General features: G+C 72.0%; 18 protein-coding genes and 3 tRNA genes. 9 read left to right on the forward strand and 12 right to left on the reverse strand.

The window, feature by feature from the left end; translation table 11 throughout:
• The first annotated feature begins 82 nt into the window (after window positions 1-82).
• A complete protein-coding gene (locus D7193_RS10410) occupies window positions 83-847 on the forward strand; it encodes a crotonase/enoyl-CoA hydratase family protein (RefSeq protein WP_120779056.1) in 765 nt (254 codons plus the stop codon).
• A 97-nt stretch (window positions 848-944) separates the two neighbouring features.
• Here D7193_RS10410 and D7193_RS10415 read toward each other — a convergent pair whose 3' ends face one another.
• The 8 genes from D7193_RS10415 to D7193_RS10450 form a co-directional block, all read right to left on the reverse strand.
• Window positions 945-5231, reverse strand: a complete 4287-nt coding sequence (locus D7193_RS10415; RefSeq protein ID WP_120779057.1) for a discoidin domain-containing protein — start codon at window positions 5229-5231, stop codon at window positions 945-947.
• Between the two features lie 124 nt (window positions 5232-5355).
• Window positions 5356-8181, reverse strand: coding sequence for a discoidin domain-containing protein (locus D7193_RS10420; protein ID WP_120779058.1), 2826 nt, complete (start codon window positions 8179-8181; stop codon window positions 5356-5358).
• A 229-nt stretch (window positions 8182-8410) separates the two neighbouring features.
• Window positions 8411-10021 carry a glycoside hydrolase family 13 protein gene (locus tag D7193_RS10425; protein ID WP_241562875.1) on the reverse strand — a complete coding sequence of 537 codons (1611 nt, stop codon included), beginning with the start codon at window positions 10019-10021 and terminating at the stop codon, window positions 8411-8413.
• Between the two features lie 149 nt (window positions 10022-10170).
• Complete coding sequence (locus tag D7193_RS10430) at window positions 10171-11058, reverse strand: carbohydrate ABC transporter permease (protein ID WP_120779059.1); 888 nt, start codon at window positions 11056-11058, stop codon at window positions 10171-10173.
• A 12-nt stretch (window positions 11059-11070) separates the two neighbouring features.
• On the reverse strand, window positions 11071-12021 hold the full coding sequence (locus tag D7193_RS10435) for a carbohydrate ABC transporter permease (RefSeq protein WP_120779060.1): 951 nt from the start codon (window positions 12019-12021) through the stop codon (window positions 11071-11073).
• An 81-nt stretch (window positions 12022-12102) separates the two neighbouring features.
• Entirely contained in the window at window positions 12103-13482 is a 1380-nt protein-coding gene (locus D7193_RS10440) for an ABC transporter substrate-binding protein (RefSeq protein WP_120779061.1), read from the reverse strand.
• A gap of 545 nt (window positions 13483-14027) precedes the next feature.
• Window positions 14028-15029 (reverse strand): LacI family DNA-binding transcriptional regulator, encoded by a 1002-nt coding sequence (locus tag D7193_RS10445; RefSeq protein WP_120779062.1) that lies wholly within the window; start codon window positions 15027-15029, stop codon window positions 14028-14030.
• 67 nt (window positions 15030-15096) lie between these two features.
• Window positions 15097-16575: a dihydrolipoyl dehydrogenase family protein gene (locus D7193_RS10450; RefSeq protein WP_120779392.1), complete on the reverse strand. Its 1479-nt coding sequence runs from the start codon at window positions 16573-16575 to the stop codon at window positions 15097-15099.
• A gap of 181 nt (window positions 16576-16756) precedes the next feature.
• Here D7193_RS10450 and D7193_RS10455 point away from each other — a divergent pair, with 181 nt between their 5' ends.
• Window positions 16757-17824, forward strand: a complete 1068-nt coding sequence (locus D7193_RS10455; protein WP_120779063.1) for a serine hydrolase domain-containing protein — start codon at window positions 16757-16759, stop codon at window positions 17822-17824.
• A 13-nt stretch (window positions 17825-17837) separates the two neighbouring features.
• Here D7193_RS10455 and D7193_RS10460 read toward each other — a convergent pair whose 3' ends face one another.
• On the reverse strand, window positions 17838-18749 hold the full coding sequence (locus D7193_RS10460; RefSeq protein WP_120779064.1) for a phytoene/squalene synthase family protein: 912 nt from the start codon (window positions 18747-18749) through the stop codon (window positions 17838-17840).
• A 234-nt stretch (window positions 18750-18983) separates the two neighbouring features.
• On the opposite strand from D7193_RS10460, the gene crtI reads away from it, so the two are divergent.
• From crtI to D7193_RS10495, 7 genes are all read left to right on the forward strand, one after another.
• Entirely contained in the window at window positions 18984-20465 is a 1482-nt protein-coding gene (gene crtI / locus D7193_RS10465; protein ID WP_174242572.1) for a phytoene desaturase family protein, read from the forward strand.
• Between the two features lie 22 nt (window positions 20466-20487).
• The gene (gene idi, locus D7193_RS10470) at window positions 20488-21096 is read left to right on the forward strand and encodes an isopentenyl-diphosphate Delta-isomerase (RefSeq protein WP_120779065.1); all 609 of its coding nucleotides are present in this window, start codon (window positions 20488-20490) and stop codon (window positions 21094-21096) included.
• Window positions 21086-22030 (forward strand): MerR family transcriptional regulator, encoded by a 945-nt coding sequence (locus tag D7193_RS10475; RefSeq protein WP_120779066.1) that lies wholly within the window; start codon window positions 21086-21088, stop codon window positions 22028-22030. Before idi ends, D7193_RS10475 begins: the two co-directional genes overlap by 11 nt.
• 79 nt (window positions 22031-22109) lie before the next feature.
• Window positions 22110-22901, forward strand: a complete 792-nt coding sequence (locus D7193_RS10480) for a polysaccharide deacetylase family protein (protein ID WP_120779067.1) — start codon at window positions 22110-22112, stop codon at window positions 22899-22901.
• Between the two features lie 153 nt (window positions 22902-23054).
• Window positions 23055-23127 (forward strand) — tRNA-Glu (locus D7193_RS10485).
• Between the two features lie 30 nt (window positions 23128-23157).
• A tRNA-Asp gene (locus D7193_RS10490) sits at window positions 23158-23231 on the forward strand.
• A gap of 100 nt (window positions 23232-23331) precedes the next feature.
• Window positions 23332-23405: transfer RNA gene (locus D7193_RS10495), tRNA-Phe, on the forward strand.
• Between the two features lie 192 nt (window positions 23406-23597).
• On the opposite strand, the gene D7193_RS33190 is transcribed toward D7193_RS10495, so the two are convergent.
• The 3 genes from D7193_RS33190 to D7193_RS10510 are packed head-to-tail and all read right to left on the reverse strand — an operon-like array spanning window position 23598 to window position 24776.
• Window positions 23598-23879, reverse strand: a complete 282-nt coding sequence (locus D7193_RS33190) for a hypothetical protein (protein WP_147434354.1) — start codon at window positions 23877-23879, stop codon at window positions 23598-23600.
• A 60-nt stretch (window positions 23880-23939) separates the two neighbouring features.
• The gene (locus D7193_RS10505; RefSeq protein WP_206611860.1) at window positions 23940-24218 is read right to left on the reverse strand and encodes a hypothetical protein; all 279 of its coding nucleotides are present in this window, start codon (window positions 24216-24218) and stop codon (window positions 23940-23942) included.
• A 15-nt stretch (window positions 24219-24233) separates the two neighbouring features.
• Window positions 24234-24776, reverse strand: coding sequence for a hypothetical protein (locus D7193_RS10510; RefSeq protein ID WP_120779069.1), 543 nt, complete (start codon window positions 24774-24776; stop codon window positions 24234-24236).
• Window positions 24777-25032 lie beyond the last annotated feature (256 nt).

Genomic DNA, 25032 nt, shown 5'->3' on the forward strand with positions numbered 1-25032 from the left:
GCAACGCGCCGGCAGGGCGGCGGCGCACGCCGCCAGGCCCGCGAGCCTGGCGCGCCGGCGGCACGCCGGGCATGCTGTGCCGATGGGCGTACGGGTCGAGCGCGCCGGACCGGTCATCACCGTGATCCTGGAGCGGCCGGAGGCCCGCAACGCCGTCGACGGGCCGACCGCGCGGGCCCTCGCCGACGCGTTCCGCGCGTTCGACGCCGACCCCGACGCGGCGGTGGCGGTGCTCTGGGGAGCCGGCGGCACGTTCTGCGCGGGCGCCGACCTGAAAGCCATCGGTACGCCGCGCGGCAACCGGGTCGAGCCGGACGGGGACGGTCCGATGGGCCCCACCCGCATGGCCCTCAGCAAGCCGGTGATCGCGGCGATCTCCGGGTACGCGGTCGCGGGCGGTTTGGAGCTGGCGCTCTGGTGTGACCTCCGGGTCGCCGAGTCCGACGCGGTGCTCGGGGTGTTCTGCCGCCGCTGGGGGGTGCCGTTGATCGACGGGGGCACCGTACGGCTGCCCCGGTTGATCGGCGAGAGCCGGGCGATGGACCTGATCCTCACGGGCCGCCGGGTGGCGGCCGAGGAGGCGTACACGATGGGGCTGGTCAACCGGCTCGTGCCGCCCGGCGCGGCGCGGACCGCGGCCGAGGAACTGGCCGCGGAACTCGCCCGGCACCCGCAGACCTGCCTGCGCAACGACCGCGCGGCTGTGCTCGCCGGCGCGGGGCTGCCCGAGGCGGCGGCGATGGCGACCGAGCTGGCGTACGGGATGGAGTCGCTGGCGGTGGACGCGGCGGCCGGGGCGGCCCGGTTCTCGGGCGGGGCCGGCCGGCACGGCGCACCGGCCACCTGACGCCGCCCGACACGGCCCGCCGGCGCCGGCGCCCCGATCAACGGGCGGACGCCGCCGGGAGGGTGGGTCCTCCCGACGGCGTCCGTGGTGGGGATGGTCAGTTGCGGATGATGGTGAAGGTCGAGGTCGTGTTGCGGATGTCCTGGTCGTTGTCGCTCAGTCGGAGGTTGGTGAAGGTCGCCGAACCCACGGCCGGGCCCTGGCCGGGCTCCGGCATCTCGTTGACCCAGATGCCGATGCCGGACTTGGCGTCGAACGCGTCACCGCTGCGCCGCGCCCCGGAGATCGAGACGTTGGTGAAGACGGTGTCGGTCACCGGGTTCTCCGGCTGGCTGCCGTTGTACTTGGTCTGGAACATGATCCCGGAGTACGTCGGGTCGACGATGTCGACGTCCGAGACGCGGATGCCGCGGAACTCCTTCGACGCCGAGAAGACCCAGATCGCCGGGAACGTCTGCGCGCCCCAGAAGTGGCCGCCGGACCGGATCAGGGAGATGTTCTCGAACCGGGTCGGCGGGCTGGCTCCGAACCCGATGAACGGGTAGCCGAAGTCCAGCGAGCTGATCGTGATGCCGGAGTACGTCAACTGGTCCGCGATGTAGAGGTTGCGGAACACGTTGTCGTAGCCGCCGTACACCGCGATGCCCGCCGCCCGCCACGTCAGCGTGGCGGTCAGGTTCTCGAACACGTTGCCGTGGTTGCCGGTCGACGCGCCCTGGTCGGTCGCGGAGAAGAGCGCGAACGCGTCGTCACCGTTGGACCGGCCCTCCGAGTTGGCGACCCGGTTGTTGGTGCTGCCGTTGGTCATGTTGACCGCGTCGGCGAAGGTGTTGCGGAACCGGCTGTTCGTGATGGTGAGGCCGCTGACGCTGACGCCCCAGTACGCGCAGACGGTGTGCTCGACCCAGACGTTGTCCAGGGTCATGTTGTCGACGTCCTTCAGCTCACCCCAGACCTTGCCCGGCCCGTCGATGCGGTTGGTGTAGTTGCCGAAGAAGGCGAGGTGCTCGAAGGACGAGCCGCTGGCCGAGGACTCGACCCGGAAGCCGGCGTCGGTGTTCTGCTGGGAGGCCGGCGTCTGGAAGCGGGTGTACCACATGCCCGCGCCGACCACCTTGACCGCCTTGCCGTACACCTGGAACTTCTGCGCGGTCTCGTACGTGCCGGCCGGCAGGTAGACGCCGACGAGGGTGCCCGTGGTGTCCATCCGGACGGCGTCCAGGGCGTTCTGCACATCCTGGTGGCTGAACCCGTTCGGCACCCGGTACCGGGCCGGGTCCGGGTTGGCCCGCGGCGCCACCTGCTCCAGGTTGATGAAGTCGATGGCGTACGTGGTGCTGTTGGCCGGGTCCTTCTGGAGCCGGATCCGGCTGCCGGCCGGGATCGTGGAGTCCAGCAGGACGTTCGCCTCGTCGTAGAGGTGCCGCGGCGGGCCCGCGCTCGGCGAGTCGCTGGGGCCGGCCTCCGCGCCGTACAGCCAGATGTGCTTCGAGGTGAGGCTGATGGGCTTGTGCAGCACGCCGTTGACGTAGATGTTCAGCGTCGAGTTGATCCCGCCGCCGCCCGGCGCGTCCGGGATGGAGAAACGGGTCACGAGGGCGTTGGCCGCCGCCTTGGTGGTCCACTCGACGTACGCGCCGGTGGTGTTGAGAGTGACCGCCCGCCGGCCGGACGCCTCACCGGCCAGGTCGCCGATGGTCCGGTTCGGCCCGACCACCTGCGCCCCGCCGCCGACCGAGCCGTCCTCGGCCTCGTACATGTCGTACGGCAGGTTCGCGCCGCGGCCGACGAAGAGCGCCCGGTCGCTGGTGTTGTTCTGCCGCTTCACCGGCAGCTCGTTGGCGTCGTCGGCGAGCACCACCCGGACGGTGTACCGGCCGTTGGCCGCCGTCCAGGTGCCGAGGTTGACCGGACCGGCGCTCGCGCCGGCGGCGATGGTGCCGCTGTACGAGCCGGTCAGGGTGCGGACCACGCTGCCCGAGTCGTTGAGCACGGTCAGCGTGATGCCGTGCGCGCCGCTCGCCGAGGCGACCGTGCCCTGGTTGCGGATGGTCACCGCGAAGCTGACCGTGGCGCCGGCGCTCGGTGTGCCGGGCGACCAGGTCACCGCGGAGGCGACCAGGTCGGAGCTGGCCACCGGGCTGACCGTGAGCGAGGTCGGGCTGGTGTAGGTGTTGTTCGCCTCGTTCTGCTCGATCACCGCGTTCGACTCGTCGACCTTGGCGACGAGCTGGTAGCTGCCGGCGTTGCGCGGGCCGATGTTCGCCGAGACGGTGGTGGACGCCCCGGCGGCCAGCGCGCCGACGTTCGCGGTGCCGACCTTGGTCGTACCCAGGTAGAGGCCGACGGCGGTGGCCGCGGAGGCCGCGGTGCCGGCGTTGCGGACCGTGGCGGACAGGGTGATCGCGTCGGTCTCGACGGGCGCCGCGGGTGACGCCGTGATGCCGGTGACGGTCAGGTCCGGGTTCGGTGCCGGCACGCCGATCACCTGAAGTTCGGCGACCTGCCCGTTGGACGAGCCGGAGTTCGCGGTGAACTGGAGCCGGACGTCCGCGGCGGTCGCCGAGACCGGGATGGTCACGGTGTTGCCGCTGGACGGGCTGAACGAGTACGTGGCCGAGCCGACCAGCGTCGTGAACCCGCTGGCCGACTGCTCCCGGCCGAGCACCTGGAAGGTCTGGGTACGCGGACCCCAGGCCGGGTCGGGGTTGAGCTTCACGACCAGCGAGCTGATGGTGGCGTTCGCGCCCAACGCGACGGTGAGGGTGCTCGGGTACGCGCCCGGTGCCCCCTCCCAGTAGGTGGTGACGTCGTCGTCGTTGGCGTTGACCGCGTTGAAGATGTGCACCACCGAGGAGGCGGTGATCGGCTTGCCGACGGCGAGGTTGCTGCCGCCGGTGGTGCTGCCGGTGCGGGTCACCGTGTTGCTGTTCGCCGACACGTTGCCCGCCGCGTCCCGGGCCCGCACGAAGTAGGAGACCGTGGCCGACGCCGGCTGGGTGTCCGTGTAGGTGAGGGTGGAACCGTTCACGCTGCCGCGGAGCGAGCCGTTGGCGTACACGTCGTAGCCGGTCACCCCGACGTTGTCCGTCGAGGCGGTCCAGGTCAGCCGGATCTGGTCGCTGGCCGGCTGCGTGTACGCCAGGTTGCCGGGCGCCGTGGGCGCCGTCGTGTCACCGGTGTTGCCGGTGCGGGTGACCGTGTTGCTGTTCGCCGACACGTTGCCCGCCGCGTCCCGGGCGCGGACGTAGTAGGAGACGGTCGCTCCGGCCGGCTGGGTATCGGTCCAGGTGAGCGTCGAACCGCCGACGCTGGTGCGCAGGGTGCCGTTGGCGTAGATGTCGTAGCCGGTCACGCCGACGTTGTCGGTCGACGCGTTCCAGGTCAGCCGGATCTGGTCGGTGGCCGGCTCGGTGAAGGCGAGGTTGCCCGGCGCGGAGGGCGGCTGCGTGTCGCCGGTCGCCGGGCCGTACACCTCCAGCTCGGAGAGCTGCCCGGCGGGCCAGCCGGTGTTCCCGGTCACCAGCAGCCGGACGTACCGGGTGGCCGCGGTGGGCACGGTCACGGTGACCGTGTTGCCGGTGCCCGGGTTGAAGGCGTACGACGCCGAGGCGACCAGCGTCGTGAACGTCGACCCGTTCGTGCTGCCCTGCACCGTGATCGTCTGGTTGCGGGCGCCCCAGCCGGCGGGGAGCTTGAGCACCAGCCGGTTGACGTTCACCGTGGCGGCGAGGTCGACCTGGATCCACTGCGGGAACGCGTTGTTGGCGCTCTCCCAGTAGCTGGCCGCGTTGCCGTCGTTGGCGTTGCCGGCGCCGTACACGTCGGCGTGGCTGCTCTCGGCCATCGCCTTGCCAAGCGCGAGGTTGGTCGACGAGGTGGCGGCGCCGTACACCTCCAGCTCGGCCAGCTGGGCGGCGCTCCAGCCGGTGTTCGCGGTGATGGCGACCCGGACGAACCGCGTGCTGGTGGCCGGGAAGCTGAGGGTGACGGTGTTGCCGCTGGCCGGGCTGAACGAGCGGCCCGCGGAGGAGACGATGGTGCTGAAGCCGCTGCCGTCGGCGCTGCCCTGGACGGAGAGCGTCTGCGTCCGCGCCTCCCAGGCACCGGGCAGTTTGAGCGTCACCTGATCGATGGACTGGCTGCCGCCCAGGTCGACCTGGGCCCACTGCGGGAGGGCGGCGCTGCTCTCCCAGTAGCTGCCCTGGTTGCCGTCGGTGAGGTTGCTGGCGGCGTACGGTCCGTTGGTGCTGCTGGCCGAGGCGGGCCGGCCGGCGGCCAGGTTCGGGCCGCCCGCGGCGGCGGCGGGTGGCGCCGGGGCCGCGGTGACGGCCAGGCCGACCGCGGCGAGCACCGCGATCACTCGGGTACGGAGTCTGGACATGGTTGCGGACACCTTCTTCCCGGGGGACGTGGAGAGGCGTGTGCGGTGGTGCGGTTGTTCGGTGCGGGTGGTGCGGGTACGCCGGTGGGGCTCCGATCGGCGTGCGGAGCCCCACCGGCGCACGTCAGGTGGCGTAGACCTCGAACTCGGCGAGCTGGCCGGCCGGCCAGCCGGTGTTGCCGGTGAAGGTCAGCCGGACGAACCGGCGGTCGCCGGCCGGCAGGGGGATGGCGACGGTGTTGCCGCTGGCCGGGTTGAAGGTGTAGCCGGCCGAGCCCTTCAGCGTGCTGAACGAGGTGCCGTCGGTGGAGCCGAGGACGGTCACCGTCTGCGTACGCGTCTGCCAGGCCGAGGCGGGCGGCAGCTTCAGCACGAGCCGCGACACCGGGCGGGGGCTGCCCAGGTCGACGGTCACCGACTGGGGGAAGGCGTTGTTGGCGCTCTCCCAGTAGGTGTTCGGGTTGCCGTCGACCGTGTTGCCGGCGACGTACACGTCGGCGTGGCTGGTCTCGGCGACCGGCCGACCCGCCGCCAGGTTGCCGGTGGGAGGCGGGGTGGTCGGGGGCGGGGTCGAGCCGCCGTACACCTCGAACTCGGCGACCTGCGCGGCCGGCCACCCGGTGTTGCCGGTGACGGTGAGCCGCAGGTAGCGGCGGTCGCCGGCCGGCAGGGCGATGGTGACCGTGTTGCCGCTGGCCGGGTCGAACACGTGACCGGCGGAGCCCGCGAGCGTGGTCCAGGACGACCCGTCGGTCGAGCCGAGCACCGACAACGTCTCGGTACGCCGCTCCCAGCCGGCCGGCAGCTTCAGCACCACCCGGTCCACGGTGCGCGCGGCGCCGAGGTCCACGGTGAGCGACTGGGGGAAGGCGTTGTTGGCGCTCTCCCAGTAGGTGGCGGCGTTGCCGTCGGCCGCGTTGGCCGGCGCGTACGTCTGGTTGGAGCTGGTCGCGGTGACCGGCCGACCCAGGGCCAGGTTGCCACCGGTGGGCGGCGGGTCGGTGGGCGGCGGGTCCGTCGGCGGGGGGTCGGTGGGCGGCGGGTCGGTCGGGCCGCCGCCCCACTGCGGCTCCGGCCAGGGACCGCAGTACGGGGTGGGCGTGTACCAGCCGGAGTTGCCGGAGCCCTGGGTGATCTGGAAGCCGCTGCCCACGCAGTTGTGGATCGGGACCGGCTGGGCGATCCCGGTGGCCCGGACGTTCGTGAAGGTGACCTGGCTGGGCGCCTGCACCTGGAGCGCGTACGTGCCGGCCCCGTCGATGCGGACGTTGGTGAAGCTGATCCCGCTGGTGGCGCCCTCGATCCAGTGCAGCGCCGCGTACGAGCTGTCCAGGATGTCGGTGTCGGTGACGGCGATCGTGGCGTTCTGGATCGGCTCGTTGAGCGCGGAGAACCAGATCGCGCCGACGCCGAACCGCCAGTTGTAGTCGGAGTTGCCGTTGCGGATCAGGGTGTTGCGGGCCACGGTGATCGTGCCGGAGACGGCCGTGGGGCCGTTCACGCCGGGGTAGCGGTTCGCGACGTGGATGCCGCCGCCGTTGGTGACCGAGTCGGCGGTCACGTTGTCGGTGATCTTGATGTCCCGCCCGCCGTAGGTGACCAGGTGGTTGGCGAGGATCGTCACCCCGATGGTGTTGAACGTGAACGAGTTGTTGACGTTCGGGACGTTCTGGGCCCACATGGCGAGCGCGTCGTCACCCGTGTTGCGGACGAACGTGTTGGTCACCGTCGAGTTGGTGACGCCCCAGTGGAAGTTCACCCCGTCCGCGGTCTGGTCCAGGATCCGGCTGTTGCGGATGGTGAAGTTGTCCATCGGGCCGTCCATCCAGGCGCCGACCTTCGTGTGCTGGAGCCAGACGTTGTCGACGACCGAGTTCGACATGGCCCCGCCGATCGCGTTGACCTGGTGCTCGTCGACCCGCTCGCGGATGTCGCCGATGATGGCGAAGTCGCGCAGCGTCACGTTGCGACTCGGGCCACCGGCCTCGTGCGGACGGATCTCGCCGCTGTAGCCGCCACCGGGGACGTACTTGCCGTAGATGCCGGCGGCGCGCTTGCGGTCGGTGGGGTGCCGGCCGCCGAGCACCGAGTACCACGGCCCGGCGCCGCGCAGCGTGACCCCGTCCACCACGACGTGGTCCCAGAGCGTGAAGGTGCCGGCCGGGATCCACACGGCGCGCCCCTGCGCGCGGCCCGCGTCCACCGCGGCCTGGAACTTCGCCGTCGAGTCGGTCGCTCCCGTCGGGTCCGCGCCGAAGTCGGTGACCACGTCCAGCACACCGGCGGGCTTCGGGATCTGCTGACCGACCTGCTCGAAGTCGGCCAGGTCGATGGTGAAGCTCGGTGACTGCGCGGTCGAGGAGACCTGAAGCCGGATCTTCGTACCGGCCGGGTAGGTGGTGCCGAACATCGTCCGGGTCTCGTCGTAGAAGTGGTGCGGGTTGGTGTCGCCCGGGTTGTTGTTGAACGGGTAGCCGCCGTAGTACCAGCCGTACCGGGACGTCACCGGCACCGCCTTGACGAGGTTGCCGTTGGCCCGCAGGTCGATGCTGGCGTCCCGGCCGGTGCCGGCGGAGTTGTCCGGGATGCTGTAGCGGAAAGTGACGGCGTTGGCCGGCGCGGTGAGCGTGAACTCGACATACTCGCCGACGGCGTCGAGGGTGACCGCCTCGCGGCCGGACGCCTCGGACGGCAGTGTGCCGTAGTGCCGGTCGGGGCCGATCTTCGTGCCGTTGTGGGCGACCTTCTCCGCCTCCTGTTCGACGAACGGGACGGTGGCGCCGCGGCCCGGGATGTCGAACGGCGAGAGCCCGGCCGCCTGGGCCGGAACGGCGGTGCTGGTCAGCGCGATGACGGTGAGCGAGGTGGCGGTGAGGGCGGCGGCGACGACGGCGGCGCCGGTACGGATCCGGACTTTTCGGGGTGGCTGCGGGGTGGTGTGGTCGGGCATGAGCGAGGCTCTCCCTTTCGTCGTAGTCCAGGTCCCCCGTGCGTTGCGGCGTGGCGCTGGGGTGTGCCTCCTTCTCGGGTCGAGCCGGTCAGGGGCCGGCCGGGTGCGGTGCCGGCGGCCGGGACGGGCCGCCGGCGAGGTTTGCGCCGGGCCGGCGACCCGGGCGGGCCGCCGGCGGGGTGGGCGCGGGGCCGGCGGCCGGGACGGGCCGCCGGCACCACGCGTCCGGTCAGGCCGTTTCGGGTCCGGCCGGTGTTCCGGTGGTACGCAGCCAGACGGCGGTGTCCGGCGGGAGCAGGTCGTCGTCGAGCGGGCCGCTGGCGAGCAGCCGCTCGGTGTGGGGCGGCAGCGGCACGGCCGCCCCGGAGAGGTTGACCAGGCAGGTGAAGCCGGGCGGGCGGTGGTAGGCGAGCACCCCCTCCGGGGCGGGGAGCCAGGTCATCGTCCCGTCGCCGAGCCCCGGCTCGGCCCGGCGGATCCGGATCGCCTCCCGGTACAGCTCGAGCATCGAACGCTCGTCACCGGTCTGGGCACGGACGGTCCGGTCCTTCCAGTCGGCGGGCTGCGGCAGCCAGGGCGCCGAGGCGGCGTCGTCGGGGCTGAAGCCGAACGGTGGCGTCTCACCCGACCACGGGATGGGGACGCGGCAGCCGTCCCGGCCCGGGTCGACCCCGCCGGAGCGGTAGTACATCGGGTCCTGGCGCAGCTCGCGCGGGATGTCCTCGACCTCCCACAGGCCCAGCTCCTCGCCCTGGTAGACGTAGGCGGCACCGGGCAGGGAGAGGGAGAGCAGGGCGCCGGCACGGGCCCGCCGGGTGCCGAGTTCCAGGTCGCTCGGCACCCCCTCGCGCTTGGCCGCGAAGCTGAACGTCGTGTCCTCCCGGCCGTACCGGGTGACGTGCCGGGTGACGTCGTGGTTGGAGAGCACCCAGGTGGCCGGCGCGTCCACGAGGGAGTGGGCGGCCAGCGTCGTGTCGATGCACGCCCGCAGCGCGTCGGCGTCCCAGGCACACCCGAGGAAGTCGAAGTTGAACGCCGCGTGCAGCTCGTCCGGGCGGAGGTAGTTGGCGAACCGCTGGTGGTCGGGGAGCCACACCTCGCCGATGAGCGCCCGGTCGCCCGGGTAGCTGTCGGTGATCCGCCGCCAGCTCCGGTAGATCTCGTGCACCGCGTCCACGTCGACGAACGGGCTCGGGCCGTCCGGCGTCGCCTCCGGCAGGGTCGGATCCTTGGCCAGCATCGCCGCCGAGTCGATCCGGATGCCGTCCACGCCCCGGTCGAGCCAGAACCGCAGGATGTCCTCGAATTCGGCGCGTACCCGCGGGTGGTCCCAGTTGAAGTCGGGCTGCTCCGGCGCGAACAGGTGCAGGTACCAGTCGCCGGGCGTCCCGTCCGGGTTGGTGGTCCGGGTCCAGGTGTCGCCGGCGAACGGCGAGACCCAGTCGGTGGGCTTCTGCGCGCCGTCCGGGCCGCGGCCGGGGCGGAACCAGAACAGCTCCCGTTCCGGCGCGTCCGGGCTGGCCAGCGCCGCCTGGAACCAGGGGTGCGCGTCGGAGCAGTGGTTCGGCACCACGTCGACGATGGTCCTGATGCCGAGGGCGTGCGCCTCCGCGATCAGCGCCTCCGCCTCGGCGAGGGTGCCGAAGACGGGGTCGATGTCGCGGTAGTCGGCCACGTCGTAGCCCGCGTCGGCCATCGGGGAGGGGTACCAGGGGCTGAACCAGATCGCGTCGACACCGAGCGCGGCCAGGTGGTTCAGCCGGGACCGGATGCCGGCGATGTCGCCGATGCCGTCGCCGTTGCCGTCGGCGAAGCTACGCGGGTACACCTGGTAGATCACCGCGCCACGCCACCACGGACTAACGTCTCCTGTGGACACGAGCACCTGCTTTCTTGCGTCGGTACGTCGGCGGGTTCGCCGGACCTGGATGTGTAGCGGCGAACGGTCGTTGTTCGCCGGGGGCGGGTCGGTGGTGGTGTGCCGGCGGGCTATCCCTTGAGGCTGCCGGTGGTCAGGCCGGACATGATGTTCCGCTGGAAGATCAGGAAGATGACGACGGTCGGGATCGCGGCGATGACCGACGCGGCGACCACGACGTTCATGGGTGTCCCACCGGCGAAGGCGTAGATGCCGACGCTGACCGTCCGGGTCTCGGGCGACGGCATGACGAGCTTCGGCCAGAGGAAGTCCTTCCAGACCGCCGTCACCGCGAAGATCGAGACCACGCCGAGGATCGGGCGCGACATCGGCAGGATGATCGACCAGAGCGTGCGCAGGGGCGTCGCCCCGTCCACCAGGGCGGCCGCCATCAGGTCCTCCGGGATCGAGTCGAAGAACCGTTTCAGCAGGAAGATGTTGAACGCGTTCGCGACCAGCGGCAGCCAGATCGCGAACGGCGAGTCGAGGAGGTTGATGTGCAGGATCGGCAGGTCGATCACGGTCACGTACTGCGGGACGATGAGGACCATCGCCGGGATCATGAGGGTCGCCAGCATGAGGCCGAGGATCGCGTTGCCGAAGACCGGTCGTAGCTTCGACAGGGAGTACGCGGCCGCGGTGTCGAGGACGAGCTGGAACAGCACGGCGCCGGTCGCGTAGTAGAACGTGTTGAACAGCAGCTTGGCGAGGTCCAGGTTGTTCCACGCGTCGACGTAGTTCTGCGGCTGCGGATCGGCCGGGAACAGGGTCGGCGGGGTCTGCGCGATCTCCTGGCCGGACTTGAGCGCGCCCGTGACCATCCAGTAGAGCGGCCCGAGGAAGACGAGCGTGAACACCGCCACGACGACGGTGAGCAGCGTCCAGTAGATCGCCTTGCCCCGCCCCCGCCGGAGCTGGGCGTGGGAGATGAGGGTCCGGGTTCCGGAGTCCTGTGCCATGGCTCGCCTGTCCTAGTCCTGTTTCGCGGTCAGCCGCGCGTAGGCGGCGGAGAAGCCGGCCAGCACCACGAGCATGATCACGCCGAGTGCCGCGGCGCCGTTGAGGTCGTTCTGGAAGAACCCGTGCTGGTAGATGAGGTACGCGACCGAGGTCGCCGAGTCCTCCGCGCCCGCGCCGTTGGCGAGGATCAGCGGCTCGATGAAGAGCTGCATGGTGGCGACGATCTGGAGCATCGCCAGGAGCAGCAGGATCAGCCGGGTCTGCGGGATGGTCACGTTGACGATCCGTCGCCAGATCCCGGCGCCGTCCAGCTCGGCCGCCTCGTACAGCTCTCCCGGGATGTTCTGTAGCGCGGCCAGATAGATCAGCACGGCGCTGCCCATGTTCATCCAGGTCGACGCGAGCACCATCGCGGGCATCGTCATCTCCGGGGACTGCATCCACTGCGACGTGGGCAGGTGCAGCGCCTTGAGGATCGCGTTGAAGAGACCCGCCTCGCTGGGGTCGTACGCGTAGAACTTGAAGAGGAACAGCGCCGACGCCGGCGGCAGCATCACCGGCAGGTAGACGAGGATCCGCAGGTACCCCCTGGCGTGGCGGAACTCGTTGAGCAGGATCGCCACGAAGAACGGGACCACGTACCCGACGACGAGCGCGAGGACCGTGAAGTAGAAGGTGTTCTTCCAGGCGGTCCAGAAGCTCGGGTCGTTGACGATCCGGATGTAGTTGTCCCAGCCCACCCAGCTCGTCACGCCGCGCCGCGTGCGCTGGAAGCTCATGACGATGCCGCGGATCATCGGGTACCAGGAGAAGACCGCGAAGCAGAGCACGGCGCCGATCAGGAACGCGTGCCCGGTGAGGTTGTCCCGTACCTTGCGGCCCAGGCCCGTGCGCGCTGGCCGTGCGGGGGACGCGGGGCGAGGTGCTTCCCGGACGCTCCCCGGGGCGGTGGTGATCGCCAAGGCAACTCCTGCTGAATCGAAGACCGGACGGTGGGGCGCGGCGGGTGTGGGGGCCGTCGTGCCGGCCCCCACACCACCGGATCAGCCCTCGGCGGCGAGGAGCTGGTTGACCTTGTCCTCGGCCGTCTTGAGGAGCGCGTCGATGTTCGAGTTCGGGTTGGTGAGCACACCCGACATCGCGGCGTCGAGCACCGCGTAGATCGCCTGCGCGTTGCGCGGCTCACCCTTGATCGGGATCGGGTTCGCCTCGAAGAGCGCGAAGTTCGCGGTGTCGACGTTCGCGTTCGCCTTGCGCAGCTCCAGCTCCTGCTTCTGCGCCTCGCTGCCGTTGGCGAAGAGCAGCGGCTGGGGCAGACCCACCGGGTAGTTCTGCGGCTTGGCCCGGACGTAGTCGAACTGGCCCTTGCCCGGCGTCAGCTTCTGGTACGCGACCCACTTCAGGCCGGCCTTGACCTGCTCCGGCGTGAGGCCCTTCTTGAAGAAGTAGCCCTCGCCACCGCCGAGCGTGCCCTTCGCCGGGCCGTCCTGGCCGGGCAGCGGGCCCATCGCCCAGTCCTGGAACTTGCCCTGGAACTGGCTGACGATCGCCTGGGTGGTGTCCGGCGCGCCGATGAACATGCCGACCTTGCCGGCGGCGGCGTTGGTCAGCAGGTCGCCCCACTGCAGGAGCTGCCGGCTGCCCATGCTGTTGTCGCCGTACCGCATGTCCTTGAGGTTCTGGAGGACCTGCTTGCCCATCGGGTTGTTGAAGTCGGCCTTCTTGCCGTCCGGCGTGAGCACCTGGCCGCCCTGGGAGTAGAGCAGCGAGGTGAAGTGCCAGCCACCGGTGTTGCCCGCGCTGTACTCCGCGTAGCCGGCGATGCCGTTGCCCAGCGCGGAGATCTTCTTGGCGGCCTCCCGGACCTCGGGCCACGTCTTCGGCGGGTTGTTCACGTCGAGCCCGGCCTGCTGGAACAGGACCTTGTTGTAGACGAGGCCCATCGAGTAGTTCTTCACCGGCACCGCGTAGAGCTTGCCGTTGTCGGTGAAGACCTCCTTGAGCGCCGGGTCGACGCTGTCCCAGGTCGGGATGCTGTCCTTGTTGGCGTACCCGCTGATGTCCATCGCCTGACCGGAGTCGAGCACCTGCTGGAGATCGGTCATGTACCCGTAGAAGACGTCGGTCATCGTGCCGCCGGAGAGGCGGGCCGTGAAGTCCGGCGGGTTGTTGCACTGCTCACCGACGCTGACGCTCTTGATGGTGATGTCGGGGTTCTGCTTCTGGAACTCGACGACGTCGGCGTTCCAGTTCTGCAGCAGCTCCTTCTGCGCGCCGACCGGCTGGCAGTCGACCGTGATGGTGACCTTGCCGCCGGCGTTCGCGTCGTCGTCGTCACTCTTCGTGGAGCATGCCGTGAGGCTCAGCCCCAGGCCGGCCACGAGCGCTAGCGCCGCAGCCTTCCGGTACTGCGGTACGGACATCTGTCCATCCCTTCGGGAACGGGTGTCTCCATGACCTTCGCTGACCTGCGGTGAACGTCACCGCGACGATGCCCTGCTACGTGATCTGAATTCGCTGTACGACCTGACCCCGAGTAGTTGCGTCGGGGCCCGGTGTGAGTGGAGTCACTGTAACGAGGCGTACTCATTTCAGCAAGGTAGCGATCCGGTTTTGAAAGGACGCGACTTTGTAACGAGAAATATTGACAGGATCTTGGAATCCGCCCGAGTTGTGGCTTCTCGCCGCTTTTGCCGGTACCCCGGCTCCACAGCGGACGCGCCGCCCACTCCATCGGCTGACGTCGATCAGCGAGGGCGGGGGTTCACCCGCGGTGGTACGGCAGGGAACGGCCGCCCCGCCGACCGGCATCCACGGAAACGGCCGCCGACCGCGGGAGGCGGTCGACGGCCGGAGCGTCGTCAACGGCGGCCACGGTGGACGGTGGCCGGATGGAACGGAGGTCAGCTACGGACCCGTGGCGGGGCTCGACGGCGACGGGGTGACCGAGTCGCGCCGGCCCGGCGGGTCAGCGACCGGGAGCGGGCGCGGTGGAGCCGCGTACCACGAGTTCGGGCTCGAACAGCAGCTCGTCGTGCAGGACGCCGGCCCCCTCGATCTGGGTGACCAGCAGATCCACGGCGGCCTGTCCCATCATCTCGATCGGCTGCCGCACGGTGGTCAGCGGCGGGTCGGTGCAGGTCATGAACGCGGAGTCGTCGTAGCCCACCACCGACACGTCCGTCGGCACGGCGCGGCCCAGCCGCCGGGCGGCCCGGATGGTGCCCAGCGCCAGCACGTCGCTGGCGCAGATGATGCCGGTCACGCCCCGCTCGACCAGCTTGGTCGCGGCGACCCGCGCACCCTCCATGGAGAAGCTGGAACGCTCGACGTACTCCGTGTCCTCACCCCACCCCGCAGCCTGGACCATCGCGTCCAGTTTGCGCCGGGACGGCACGTGGCCCTCGGGGCCGAGCACCATCCCGATCCGCTCGTGGCCGAGCGAGCGCAGGTGCCCGTACGCCTGCTCGACCGCCACCGCGTCGTCGGTCGACACCCGGGGGAAGCCCAGCTCGTCCACACCCGCATTGACCAGCACGACCGGCAGGCCCCGGTCGGTCAGCCGGCGGTAGTGGTCGTGCCGCGCGTCGGCGAGCGCGTACGAACCGCCGGCGAAGATCACCCCGGAGACCTGGTGGTCGAGGAGCATCTCGACGTAGTCCATCTCGGAGACGCCGCCGATGGTGCGGGCGCACAGGGCCGGCGTGAAGCCGCGCTGGGCGAGGGACCCGGTGACCACCTCGGCGAGCGCCGGGAAGATCGGGTTCTGCAGCTCGGGCAGCACCAGGCCGACCAGCCGGGCGCGCTCGCCGCGCAGCTTGGTGGGCCGCTCGTAGCCGAGCACGTCCAGCGCGGTCAGCACGGCCGTCCGGGTCGCCTCGGAGACACCGTCGCGGCCGTTGAGCACTCGGCTGACGGTGGCCTCGCTGACGCCCGCCTTCCTGGCGACTTCGGTCAACCGTTTCGTCACGGCCGCAATCCTATGTCAGTTGACTGCAAGAATTGAACAGCGGTATGCCGCCGGACGTCAGCGCCCGTCAGATCGACCGGAGGTTGCGCAGCGCGTCCTCGATGGCCCGGTGGAACGTCGGGTACGCGTAGATCATGTGCCGCAGCTGGCTCAGCGGCACCGCGGCGTGCACGGCGACGACCAGGCCGGACAGCACCTCGCCACCGGCCGGCCCCGCCGAGGTCGCCCCGATCAGCACCCCCTGGTCGGCGTCCGCGACCAGCTTGATGAAGCCCTCGTCGCCGACCCCGTGGATCCAGCCCCGCGTCGAGCTGCCCAGCTTCGTGAAGCCCACCTGCACGTTGATCCCGCGGTCCCGGGCCTGCTGCTCGGTGAGGCCGACCGCCCCGACCTCCGGGTCGGTGAAGGTGACCCGGGGCAGCGCCCGGTAGTCGGCGCGCGGCACCGTGCCGGCGGACCCGCTCGACCCGCTGGCGCCGAGACGGCTGGCCGCGCCCATGGCGCCGCCGACGACGCTCGCGGTGCCGCTCGGGTCCGCGCCGGCCCGCGCGTGCCGGGCCCGGTCCAGGATGTCGGCGATCACGATGGCCGCCTGGTACATCGCGATGTGGGTGAACGCGCCCTCGCCGGTCACGTCGCCGACCGCCCAGATGTCGTCGGCCACGTGCATCCGATCGTCCACCGGCAGGAAGCGCCGGGTCGCGTCGATTCCCACCGTGTCGAGGCCCAGCTCGTCCAGGTGGGCCCGGCGACCGGTCACCACCAGCAGCCGCTCCGCCGTGAACTCGGAGCCGCCGGCACGTACCGTGAACGCCCGGCCGTCGTGGTCGACCCGCTCCGCGCGTACCCCGGTGTGGATCTCCACCCCGTCCGCGCGCAGCGCGGCGGCGGCCACCTCGGACGCCTCCGGCTCCTCGACGGCCAACACCCGGTCGAGCGCCTCCAGCACGGTGACCCGGACGCCGAACCGGGCGAACACCTGCGACAGCTCCAGACCGATCGCACCGCCACCCAGCACCAGCAGCGAGTCGGGCAGTTCCTCGACCTCGATCGCCTGGTGGTTCGTCCAGTACGGCGTGTCGGCCAGACCCTCGATCGGCGGCACCGACGGCCGGGTACCGGTGCCCAGCACGACGCCGTACCGGGCCTCGAACACCTGGTCGCCGACCCGTACCCGGCCGGGGCCCTCGAACCGGCCGCTGCCCCGGACGAACCGGCCGCCGCGCCCGGTGAACCGCTCGACCGCCACGCGGTCGTCCCAGGTGTCGGTGGCCTCCTCGCGGATCCGCTTGGCCACCGGGGCCCAGTCGGGCTGGACCTGGGCGGTGCCGGCGAGGCCGTTGACGCGGCGCGCCTCGGCGAGGGCGTTCGCGGCCCTGATCATCATCTTGCTCGGGATGCAGCCCCAGTAGGGGCACTCCCCTCCGACCAGGTCCCGCTCGATCCCGACGACGCTGAGGCCGGCCTCGGCGAGCCGCCCGGCCACCTCCTCGCCGCCGACGCCGAGCCCGACCACCACCACGTCCACCTGCTCCGGCTCCGCCACCCGCACAGCATCCCCCAGTCCGGGCCGACCCGGCCACAGGGGGCCGGAAAGTCCCGCCCCCCACCGTTGATCATGAAGTTATTGCCCGGGAACACGGCGTGTCGCGACAACAACTTCATGATCAACGCGGTGGGCGCGGCCGCGCGGTCGCGCGAGCCACGCGTGGGCCTACCGTGTTCGGATGCACGACGCACGGTTCGCGCCCGTCCACGACTGCTTCCGCGATCTGCTCGCCGACGGCCGGGAGACCGGCGCGGGCCTGGCGATCTGGTACGACGGCCGGCCCGTGGTCGACATCGTCGGCGGCGAGCGGTCACCGGGGCGACAGTGGCTGCCGGACACGCTGGTGAACGTCTACTCGGTCGGCAAACCGGTGGCCGCGCTCTGCCTGCTCACGCTCGTCGACCGCGGTCGGCTCGACCTCGACGACCCGGTCGCCCGCCACTGGCCCGGCTTCCGCGCGCCGGCCACCGTCCGGCAGGTGCTCGCGCACACGGCGGGCCTCCCGGCCTTCCCCGTCCCCCGGCCGGCCGACGCGGTCGCCGACTGGGACCTGCTCTGCGCCGACCTCGCCGCCGCCGAGCCGGAGTGGCCGCCCGGGTCCGCGGCGGCCGAGCACGCCTGGACGTACGGGCACCTGGTCGGCGAGCTGGTGCGGCGGGTGGACGGCCGGCCGCTGGGCCGGTTCCTGGCCGAGGAGATCGCCGGCCCGTGGAGGCTCGACCTCGGCTTCGGCCTGGCCGAGGCGGACCAGCGGCGCTGCGCCGACCTGTCGTACGGCGACCCGGACTGGCCCGTCCGGGCACCCGGCGAGCCGGGGTCGCTGCGCTTCCGGGCGATGACCAACCCGGCGGGCGGGCTCGACCTCGCGGTGCTCAACAGCGCGCTCTGGCGCGGCGCGGAGGTGCCCGCGGTCAACCTGCACGCCACGGCGACCGGGCTGGCCCGGTTGTACGCGGGACTGCTCGCCGGCGGCGTCCTCGACGACGTCCGGCTGTTCGACCCCGACCTGGTGGCCGAGGCCACCCGCGCCCAGTACGACGGCGACGACCTGCTGCTGGGCCGGCGGGTCCAGTGGACGTTGGGCATGCAGCGGGAGGACGACGGCAGCTGGGGCATGGGCGGGCTGGGCGGCAGCTGCGGGTGGGCGGACCCGGTGCGCGGGTACGCCTTCGCCTACGTCACCGCCCGGCTCGCCGAGTTCGACCGGGTCGAGGCGCTGGTGGACGCCCTGCACGGCTGCCTCTGACGCGGGCGGGCCGTCAGGTCGCGGCCGGCCCGGGAACGACGACGGGCGTGCCGGTGGGAGCGAGCAGGGCGCGGGCCGCCACGGAGAGCCGCCGCCGCTGCGGCACCACGGCCCGGCGGGCGAAGACGTCGTAGTCCTGGGCGGCCACCTCGTCGAGGATCCCGCCATAGAGCGAGTACGCGGTCCGGATACAGGCCTGCGACGCGGGCGCGAGCAGGGTGATGCCGGGCGCCGCGGCCGCGTAGTGGGCCTGGGCCCGGGCCACCTCGTACGCGATCAGCCCGCGAATGGCTGGCGTGGCGCGCCCCCGCGCGCGGGCCTCGGCCAGCTCGTGGCGGGTGACCCCGAACCGGGTCAGGTCCTCGTCGGGCAGGTAGGTCCGGCCCCGGTCCAGGTCCTCGGCCACGTCCCGGATGAAGTTGGTCAACTGGAAGGCGAAGCCGAGTTGGCGGGCCGGCTCCCGGGCCGCGACGGGGTCGGAGCTCTCCAGGACGGGCAGCATCATCGTGCCGATGGCCGCCGCCGAACCCTCCATGTAGTCGAGCAGGTGCGCGTACGTGGGGTACGAGGTCACCGTCAGGTCCATCGCCATGCTCTTCAGGAACGACGCGAAGTCGTCCCGGTCGAGGTCGAAGACGGCGATGGTGTGCAGCACGGCCGGGAGCAGCGGATCGTCGACCCGTTCGCCGTGCAGCCCGGCCATGAACCGGCCCGCCCAGTCGTCGAGCCGTACGGCGCGCTCGGCCGGCGGCAGGTCGTCGGTGCGATCGACGATCTCGTCGGCGTACCGGGTGAAGCCGTAGAGGGCGTGCACATGTCGCCGTTTCCACGCGGGAAGCAGGCGAGTGGCGAGATAGTAGGTGCGACCGTGGCGTCTGTGCAGCTCACGGCACCGGTCGTAGGCGACGGTGAGGTCCGTGTCCACTCGACCCTCCTCGGTTAATCGACGCACCAATCGACGCAACTCGTAACTCTAGGGTACGCTCGGCCGCATGGCCAACAATGCGGTTGCGGCAGAGACGCGCCCGGTCGCGCCGGCACGACACTCCCGGCACGCCGACCTCGTCGGTCGGACCGCGAACGCCGCGCCCGCCCGACCGGCCACCACCGCGGCGGATCGGCGGGCATGATGGGCACGCTCGGGCGAGGAGGTGCCGGCGTGCGGACGGTGGACGGGCGGACGGACCGGGTGGTCGTCGTGGGTGCCGGGCTGGGCGGCCTGGCCTGCGCGCTCCACCTCGCGGGCAGCGGCCGGCAGGTGACCGTGCTCGAACGGGAGCCGGTGCCCGGGGGCCGGGCCGGCCGGCTCGCCGTGGACGGCTACGAGTTCGACACCGGTCCCACCGTGCTCACCATGCCGGAGCTGATCGCCGAGGCACTCGCGGCGGTCGGTGAGGACCTGGACGACTGGCTCGACCTGACCCCGCTCGACCCGGCCTACCGGGCGTACTACCCGGACGGTTCCACGCTCGACGTCATCACCGACACCACCCGGATGGCCGCCGAGATCTCCCGCGTGTGCGGCCCGCGCGAGGCGGACGGCTACCTGCGTTTCGTCGACTACGCCCGCCGGCTGTGGCGGCTCGAACGCGCGGACTTCATCGAACGCAACCTGGACACACCCGTCGACCTGCTCACGGGCAACCTTCTGCGGCTGCTTGCGGGCGGCGCCTTCCGCCGGCTGCACACCAAGATCGGTCAGTTCTTCCGCGACCCGCGCACCCAGCGGATCTTCTCCTTCCAGGCCATGTACGCCGGCCTCGCCCCGCACGACGCGCTGGCCATCTACACCGTCATCGCGTACCTGGACTCGGTGGCCGGCGTCTGGTTCCCCCGGGGCGGCATCCACGCGGTCTCCCGGGCGATGGCCGGCGCCGCCGAGAAGCACGGCGTGCAGATCCGCTACGACACCACCGTGACCCGGGTGCAGACCTCGAACGGCCGAGCGACCGGCGTACTCACCGCGGACGACGAGCTGATCGAAGCCGACGTGGTGGTCCTCAACCCGGACCTGCCGGTCGCGTACCGGGACCTGCTCCCGCCCGGCCCCCGACGCCGGCTCACCTACTCACCCTCCTGCGTCGTGCTGCACGTCGGTTCGACGCAGGGGTACGCGCGGATCGCCCACCACAACATCCACTTCGGACGATCCTGGAAGGGCACGTTCGACGAGGTCATCCGCCGGGGTGAGCTGATGTCCGACCCGTCTCTCCTGGTCACGAACCCGAGCCGGACGGACCCGTCGGTCGCGCCGGCGGGCCGGCACGCCTACTACGTGCTCGCCCCCGTCCCCAACCTCGACCGGGCCCCGCTCGACTGGCGGGGCGACCTCACCCGCCGCTACACCGACCAACTCGTCGGCACGCTGGAGGAGCGCGGCTACGTCGGCTTCGGCGCGGGCGTCGAGGTGCTGCGCACCGTGACCCCGGCGGACTGGGCCGACCAGGGCATGGCCGCCGGCACCCCCTTCGCGGCCGCGCACAGCTTCCTCCAGACCGGGCCGTTCCGCCCCTCCAACCTGCACCGGACGCTCCCCAACGTGGTCTTCGTCGGCTCGGGCACCCAGCCCGGGGTGGGCGTGCCGATGGTGTTGATCTCCGGCAAGCTGGCCGCCGGCCGTGTCACGGGCAGCATCCGATGAGCGACCGTAGTGAGGTGTGGGCATGAGCGACCGTGAGGCGCACCTGGTCGAGCTGGTCGACGACGGCGGGCGTCCCTGCGGCGAGACCACCGTCGCGGCCGCCCACCAGCCACCCGGCCAGCTGCACCGGGCCTTCTCCGTCATGCTGGTCGACCCGGACGGCCAGGTGCTGCTCCAGCGCCGGGCCGCCGTCAAGACCCGCTTCCCGCTGCGCTGGGCCAACTCCTGCTGCGGGCACCCGCTGCCGGGCGAGTCCCTGGACGAGGCGGCCAACCGCCGGCTGCGCGAGGAGCTGGGCGCCGGCCCGGTCGAGCTGACCGAGGTCGGGGTGTACGTCTACTACGCCGAGGACCCGGCCAGCGGCCGCGTGGAGTTCGAGTACGACCACGTCCTGCGGGGGGAGTTCCGGCCGGGGGCGCCACTGCTGCCCGACCCGGCCGAGGTCGCCGAGCTGCGCTGGGCGGATCCCGCCGCGCTGGCGGCCGACCTCGAAGCCGACCCGCGGGCGTACTCACCCTGGCTCGGCGGCGTGGTGAACTGCCTGCTGCGTCCCGCCGACCCGGCCCCGTCCGCCGCGGTCCCGTCGGGTGTGCCGACCGACGACGCGCCGGAGCGGTCGGGTGGCCGATGAGGCACTGAGCGCGGGGGCGGTGGCTCGCCGGCTCGGCGTAGCGGTGACCACGCTGCGCACCTGGCACCAGCGTTACGGGCTCGGGCCCAGCCAGCACGAACCGGGCCAGCACCGCCGCTACACGTCGGCCGACCTCGCCCGGCTGGAGGTGATGCGCCGCCTCACCGCCGAGGGGGTCAGCCCCGCCGAGGCCGCGCGGTGGGCACGCGGGGCCGCCGGGACGGTGCGCGCCGAGGAGCTGGCCGGCGCCCGTCGTGCCGGCGCCCGCGACGGGGGCGGCACGAGCATCCCCGTCGGCCGGGCCGGACCGGCCGCACGCGGGCTGGCCCGGGCCGCGATGCGGCTGGACTCCGCGGCGATCGGCGAGACCATCGCCCGTACGCTCGCCGACCAGGGCGTGGTCGCCACCTGGGACGGGCTGATCCGGCCGGTGCTGGCCGGCATCGGCGAGCGGCACGCCGCCACGTCCGGCCTGGTCGAGGTGGAGCACCTGATGTCCCGCTGCGTCTCCGAGGCGTTGGCGGCGGTCAGCCGGTCGGCCCCGCCGGGCGGCCCGCAGCGGATCCTGCTGTCCTGCGCGGACGAGGAGCAGCACACGCTGCCGCTCGAGGCGCTCGCCGCCGCGCTCGCCGAGGTGGGGGTCGGTTACCGGATGCTCGGCGCCCGGGTGCCCCTTCCGGCGCTGCTGGAGGCGGTCGACCGCACCGGCCCGGCGGCCGTGGTCCTCTGGTCGCACACGCCGGCCACCGCCGACCCGGCCCAGCTGAGCGCGTTGCTCGCCGCCCGCAGGCGGCCGCTGCTGGTACTCGCCGCCGGCCCGGGCTGGTCGCCGTCGGCGCTGCCCGCCGGAGTGACGCATCCCACCCGGCTCGCCGAGACGGTCGGGCTGGCGGTCGCGGTGCACGACTCGCTGGAGCCGGCCGCCGGGCGGTGAACCGGGGGTGTCGGGACCCGACGCCGTCCACTAGCGTCGGGTGGTCCGCGGACCCCGACCCCCCTTCGGGAGCGAACAGATGAAACCCCGCGCCGCGCTGGCGTACGCCCTGGCCCTGGTCCTGGCTCTCGCCGGGTGCGCCCAGCCAGCCCGGACGGTCGTCGCCGCCCGCAGCCCTGCCCCGTCGACCACCCCGCCGCCCAGCCCCAAACCGGCGGCCTCGCCGAAGCCGACGCGCGTCACACCGACGAAGCGACCGTTGCGGCCCCGGCCCACCACCATGCCGGCCGGCCTGCGCCGCACGACCGGCGTACGACCGGTGGCGCTCACGTTCGACGACGGGCCGAGCCCGGCCTGGACGCCGAAGATCCTCGACCGCCTGCGGGCGGCCCGGGTGACGGCCACCTTCTGCCTGGTCGGCATCGAGGTCCAGCGCCACCCGGAACTGGTCCGGCGGATCGTCCGCGAGGGGCACCAGCTCTGCAACCACAGTTGGCGGCACGACATCGACCTCGGGCGGCGGCCCGTGGACGAGATCCGCGCCGACCTGGCCCGCACCAAGAAGGCGATCCAGGCGGCCGCCCCCGGTGCGCCGGTCACCTTCTACCGCCAGCCCGGCGGGCAGTGGACGCCGGAGGTCGTGGCGGTCGCCAAGGATCTCGGAATGCGGCCGCTGCACTGGAGCGTCGACCCCCAGGACTGGGACAAGCCGCCCGCGGCCACCATCGCCAAGCGGGTGCTGAAGGCGGTCAAGCCCGGATCCATCGTGCTGCTGCACGACGGGGGCGGCGATCGGGCCGCCACGTTCGCCGCCTGCCCCGGCGTGATCGCCGACCTGAAGCGGCGCTTCGGCATCACCCGCCTCCGCTGACCCCTCCTGACCTGCGGTTTCGCGGGCCGGCTCGGATCGAGCCATACCGGTTTGGTCGACCGCCGGGGCATCACGTATGCTTTCCAAGCCTCCGGCGGGGCCGGATGGGAGCAAGTCCGCTTGACGTTGCAGATGTGCAATGATGGCGGGGCCGCCCTCATCGTCTAGCGGCCCAGGACGCCGCCCTTTCAAGGCGGTAGCACGGGTTCGAATCCCGTTGGGGGCACGACCGGCGCAAGCCGGAGCAACAGAGCTAGGTCCTGTGGAGCAGTCGGAGTGCTCGCCGCCCTGTCAAGGCGGAGGTCGCGGGTTCAAGTCCCGTCAGGACCGCAGCGCCGACGCCGCGCTCAGTGCGCGGCGTTCTGCGTATCGGATCGGGTGCCCTTCCGGCGGATCATCCGCCCTCCGGGTAGCATGGTTCGAGCGACGCGGCCAGGTAGCTCAGTTGGTACGAGCGTCCGACTGAAAATCGGAAGGTCGGCGGTTCGACCCCGCCCCTGGCCACATAGCCTTTCGCCGGGCTACAGCAACGCCGACCAGCGGAAACGCCGGTCGGCGTTTTGCTTTGCAGGGGGCTTCCTCGGAGAACGTGAAGTCCGGCGAGTCGGTGCACGTGCCCTTCCGTGCCGCGAACAATGGAAGCAGCAAGGAAGCCATCCGACCCCGGCCTGAGCGAGACCTTCGAAGCCCTCCGCTTCACGTTCCCTGGCGCCAGCCCTGGGTGGTTCCCTCGGGTCGGCCGACGGGCCGGACAGTACCGCCGGGCTGGCCGATGTCACCCGGCGCACCGGGCCCGGTGCGCTCGGCGCCCTTGCGGCGCCGTACCGCCGCGGCGCCGGCCGCTCCCGCGGCACCCCCGGCCGCGAGCAGCGCCGCCATCAGCGGCCACCGGGAGTGCGGACGGGCTGGTTGCTTCTTGGGAGCACGACGACGAGCCGCGGCTTCTTGAGCCTTCTGCAGGAACCTCTGCTGTCTCATGCCCTCATTGTCGGCGCCCGCGCCGGACCGGACGGCGAAATCGAGGACTCCTCTGGTTGGCTACTCCGCCAGGTATCCGGTGGCGGGGTCGATCTGGGCGAGGAAGTCGCGGATCGCCTCCTCCATCTCGGGCCGGCTCATCGTGGAGCGGTCGGACCTGCTGATCCCGAAGCCGTAGTCGTGCGGCCCGCTGAGCCAGTCGAAGTCGTACGTCCCGGGCGCACCGGCACGGGTACGGACGCGGAACTCCTGCCCGTCCACCGTCAGCAGGACGGGATCGCCCACGTACCTGGTCCGCAGGTGTTCGGGCACGAGGCCCGGCTCCGGCTCCCCCGACACGCCGCCCCTCCCGCGCTAGATCTGCTGAAGCCAGGCTACGACGAAGAGCCCCATGGCCGCGCCGATCAGCAGCGCCGCCGCCAGGGCCCACACCCGCTGCCGCTCGCCGTCGAGCGCCGCCGTGAACCGCCGGTGCAGCGCGGCGATGGCGATCAGCAGGGCGAGCCCGGCCACGGACGTCGGCACGGCCACGAGGAAGTGCACGAGCCAGGCGCCGGCGAGGGTGGGCCCACCCCAGGCCGTGTCGTACGGGCCGGGTTCCACGAGGCCGTAGAGGGCGCCCCGCAGCACCATGAGGAGCTGCACCCCGAGCGGCGGCAACGCCGCCACGCCGAGCAGCAGGCTCAGCAGCGTGTGGCCGGTCACGGCGAGGACGCCCGGCCGCCGTGGCGCCGCGACGGAGGGCACGCCGAGCACCCGGGCCCGCAGTCCACGCCACATCGCCACGACGGTTCCCGTGCGACCCACGAGGAGGGGAGGCAGCGTCGCGAGGGCCACCGGCAGCAACAGCGCGGCGTACGCCAGGCTGCGCCCCGTCAGGGCCGCGAGCCGACGCACGCGGCCGCGGCCGGACCTCTCCGACGCCGTGATGGGACGGGACGGCTGTTCAATATTCGGTACGACGGACACGGCTCCCCCTCGCCTGGTCGGGACTTGCGGTGACCGTATGGAGGAAGCGACGGGCGGGCGTCACACCACGGGGCCACATCCGCGTACCCCCTCGGTACGACCCGGACCGCGACCGCTGCACCCGTGGAGCCGGCCGCAGTTGCGGCCGGCCCGTTCGGGCACCATGTTCGCCGCGAGCGTGATG

Origin of the sequence: Micromonospora costi (genome assembly GCF_003626655.1) — a bacterium.
Classification (GTDB): Bacteria; Actinomycetota; Actinomycetes; order Mycobacteriales; family Micromonosporaceae; genus Micromonospora; species Micromonospora costi.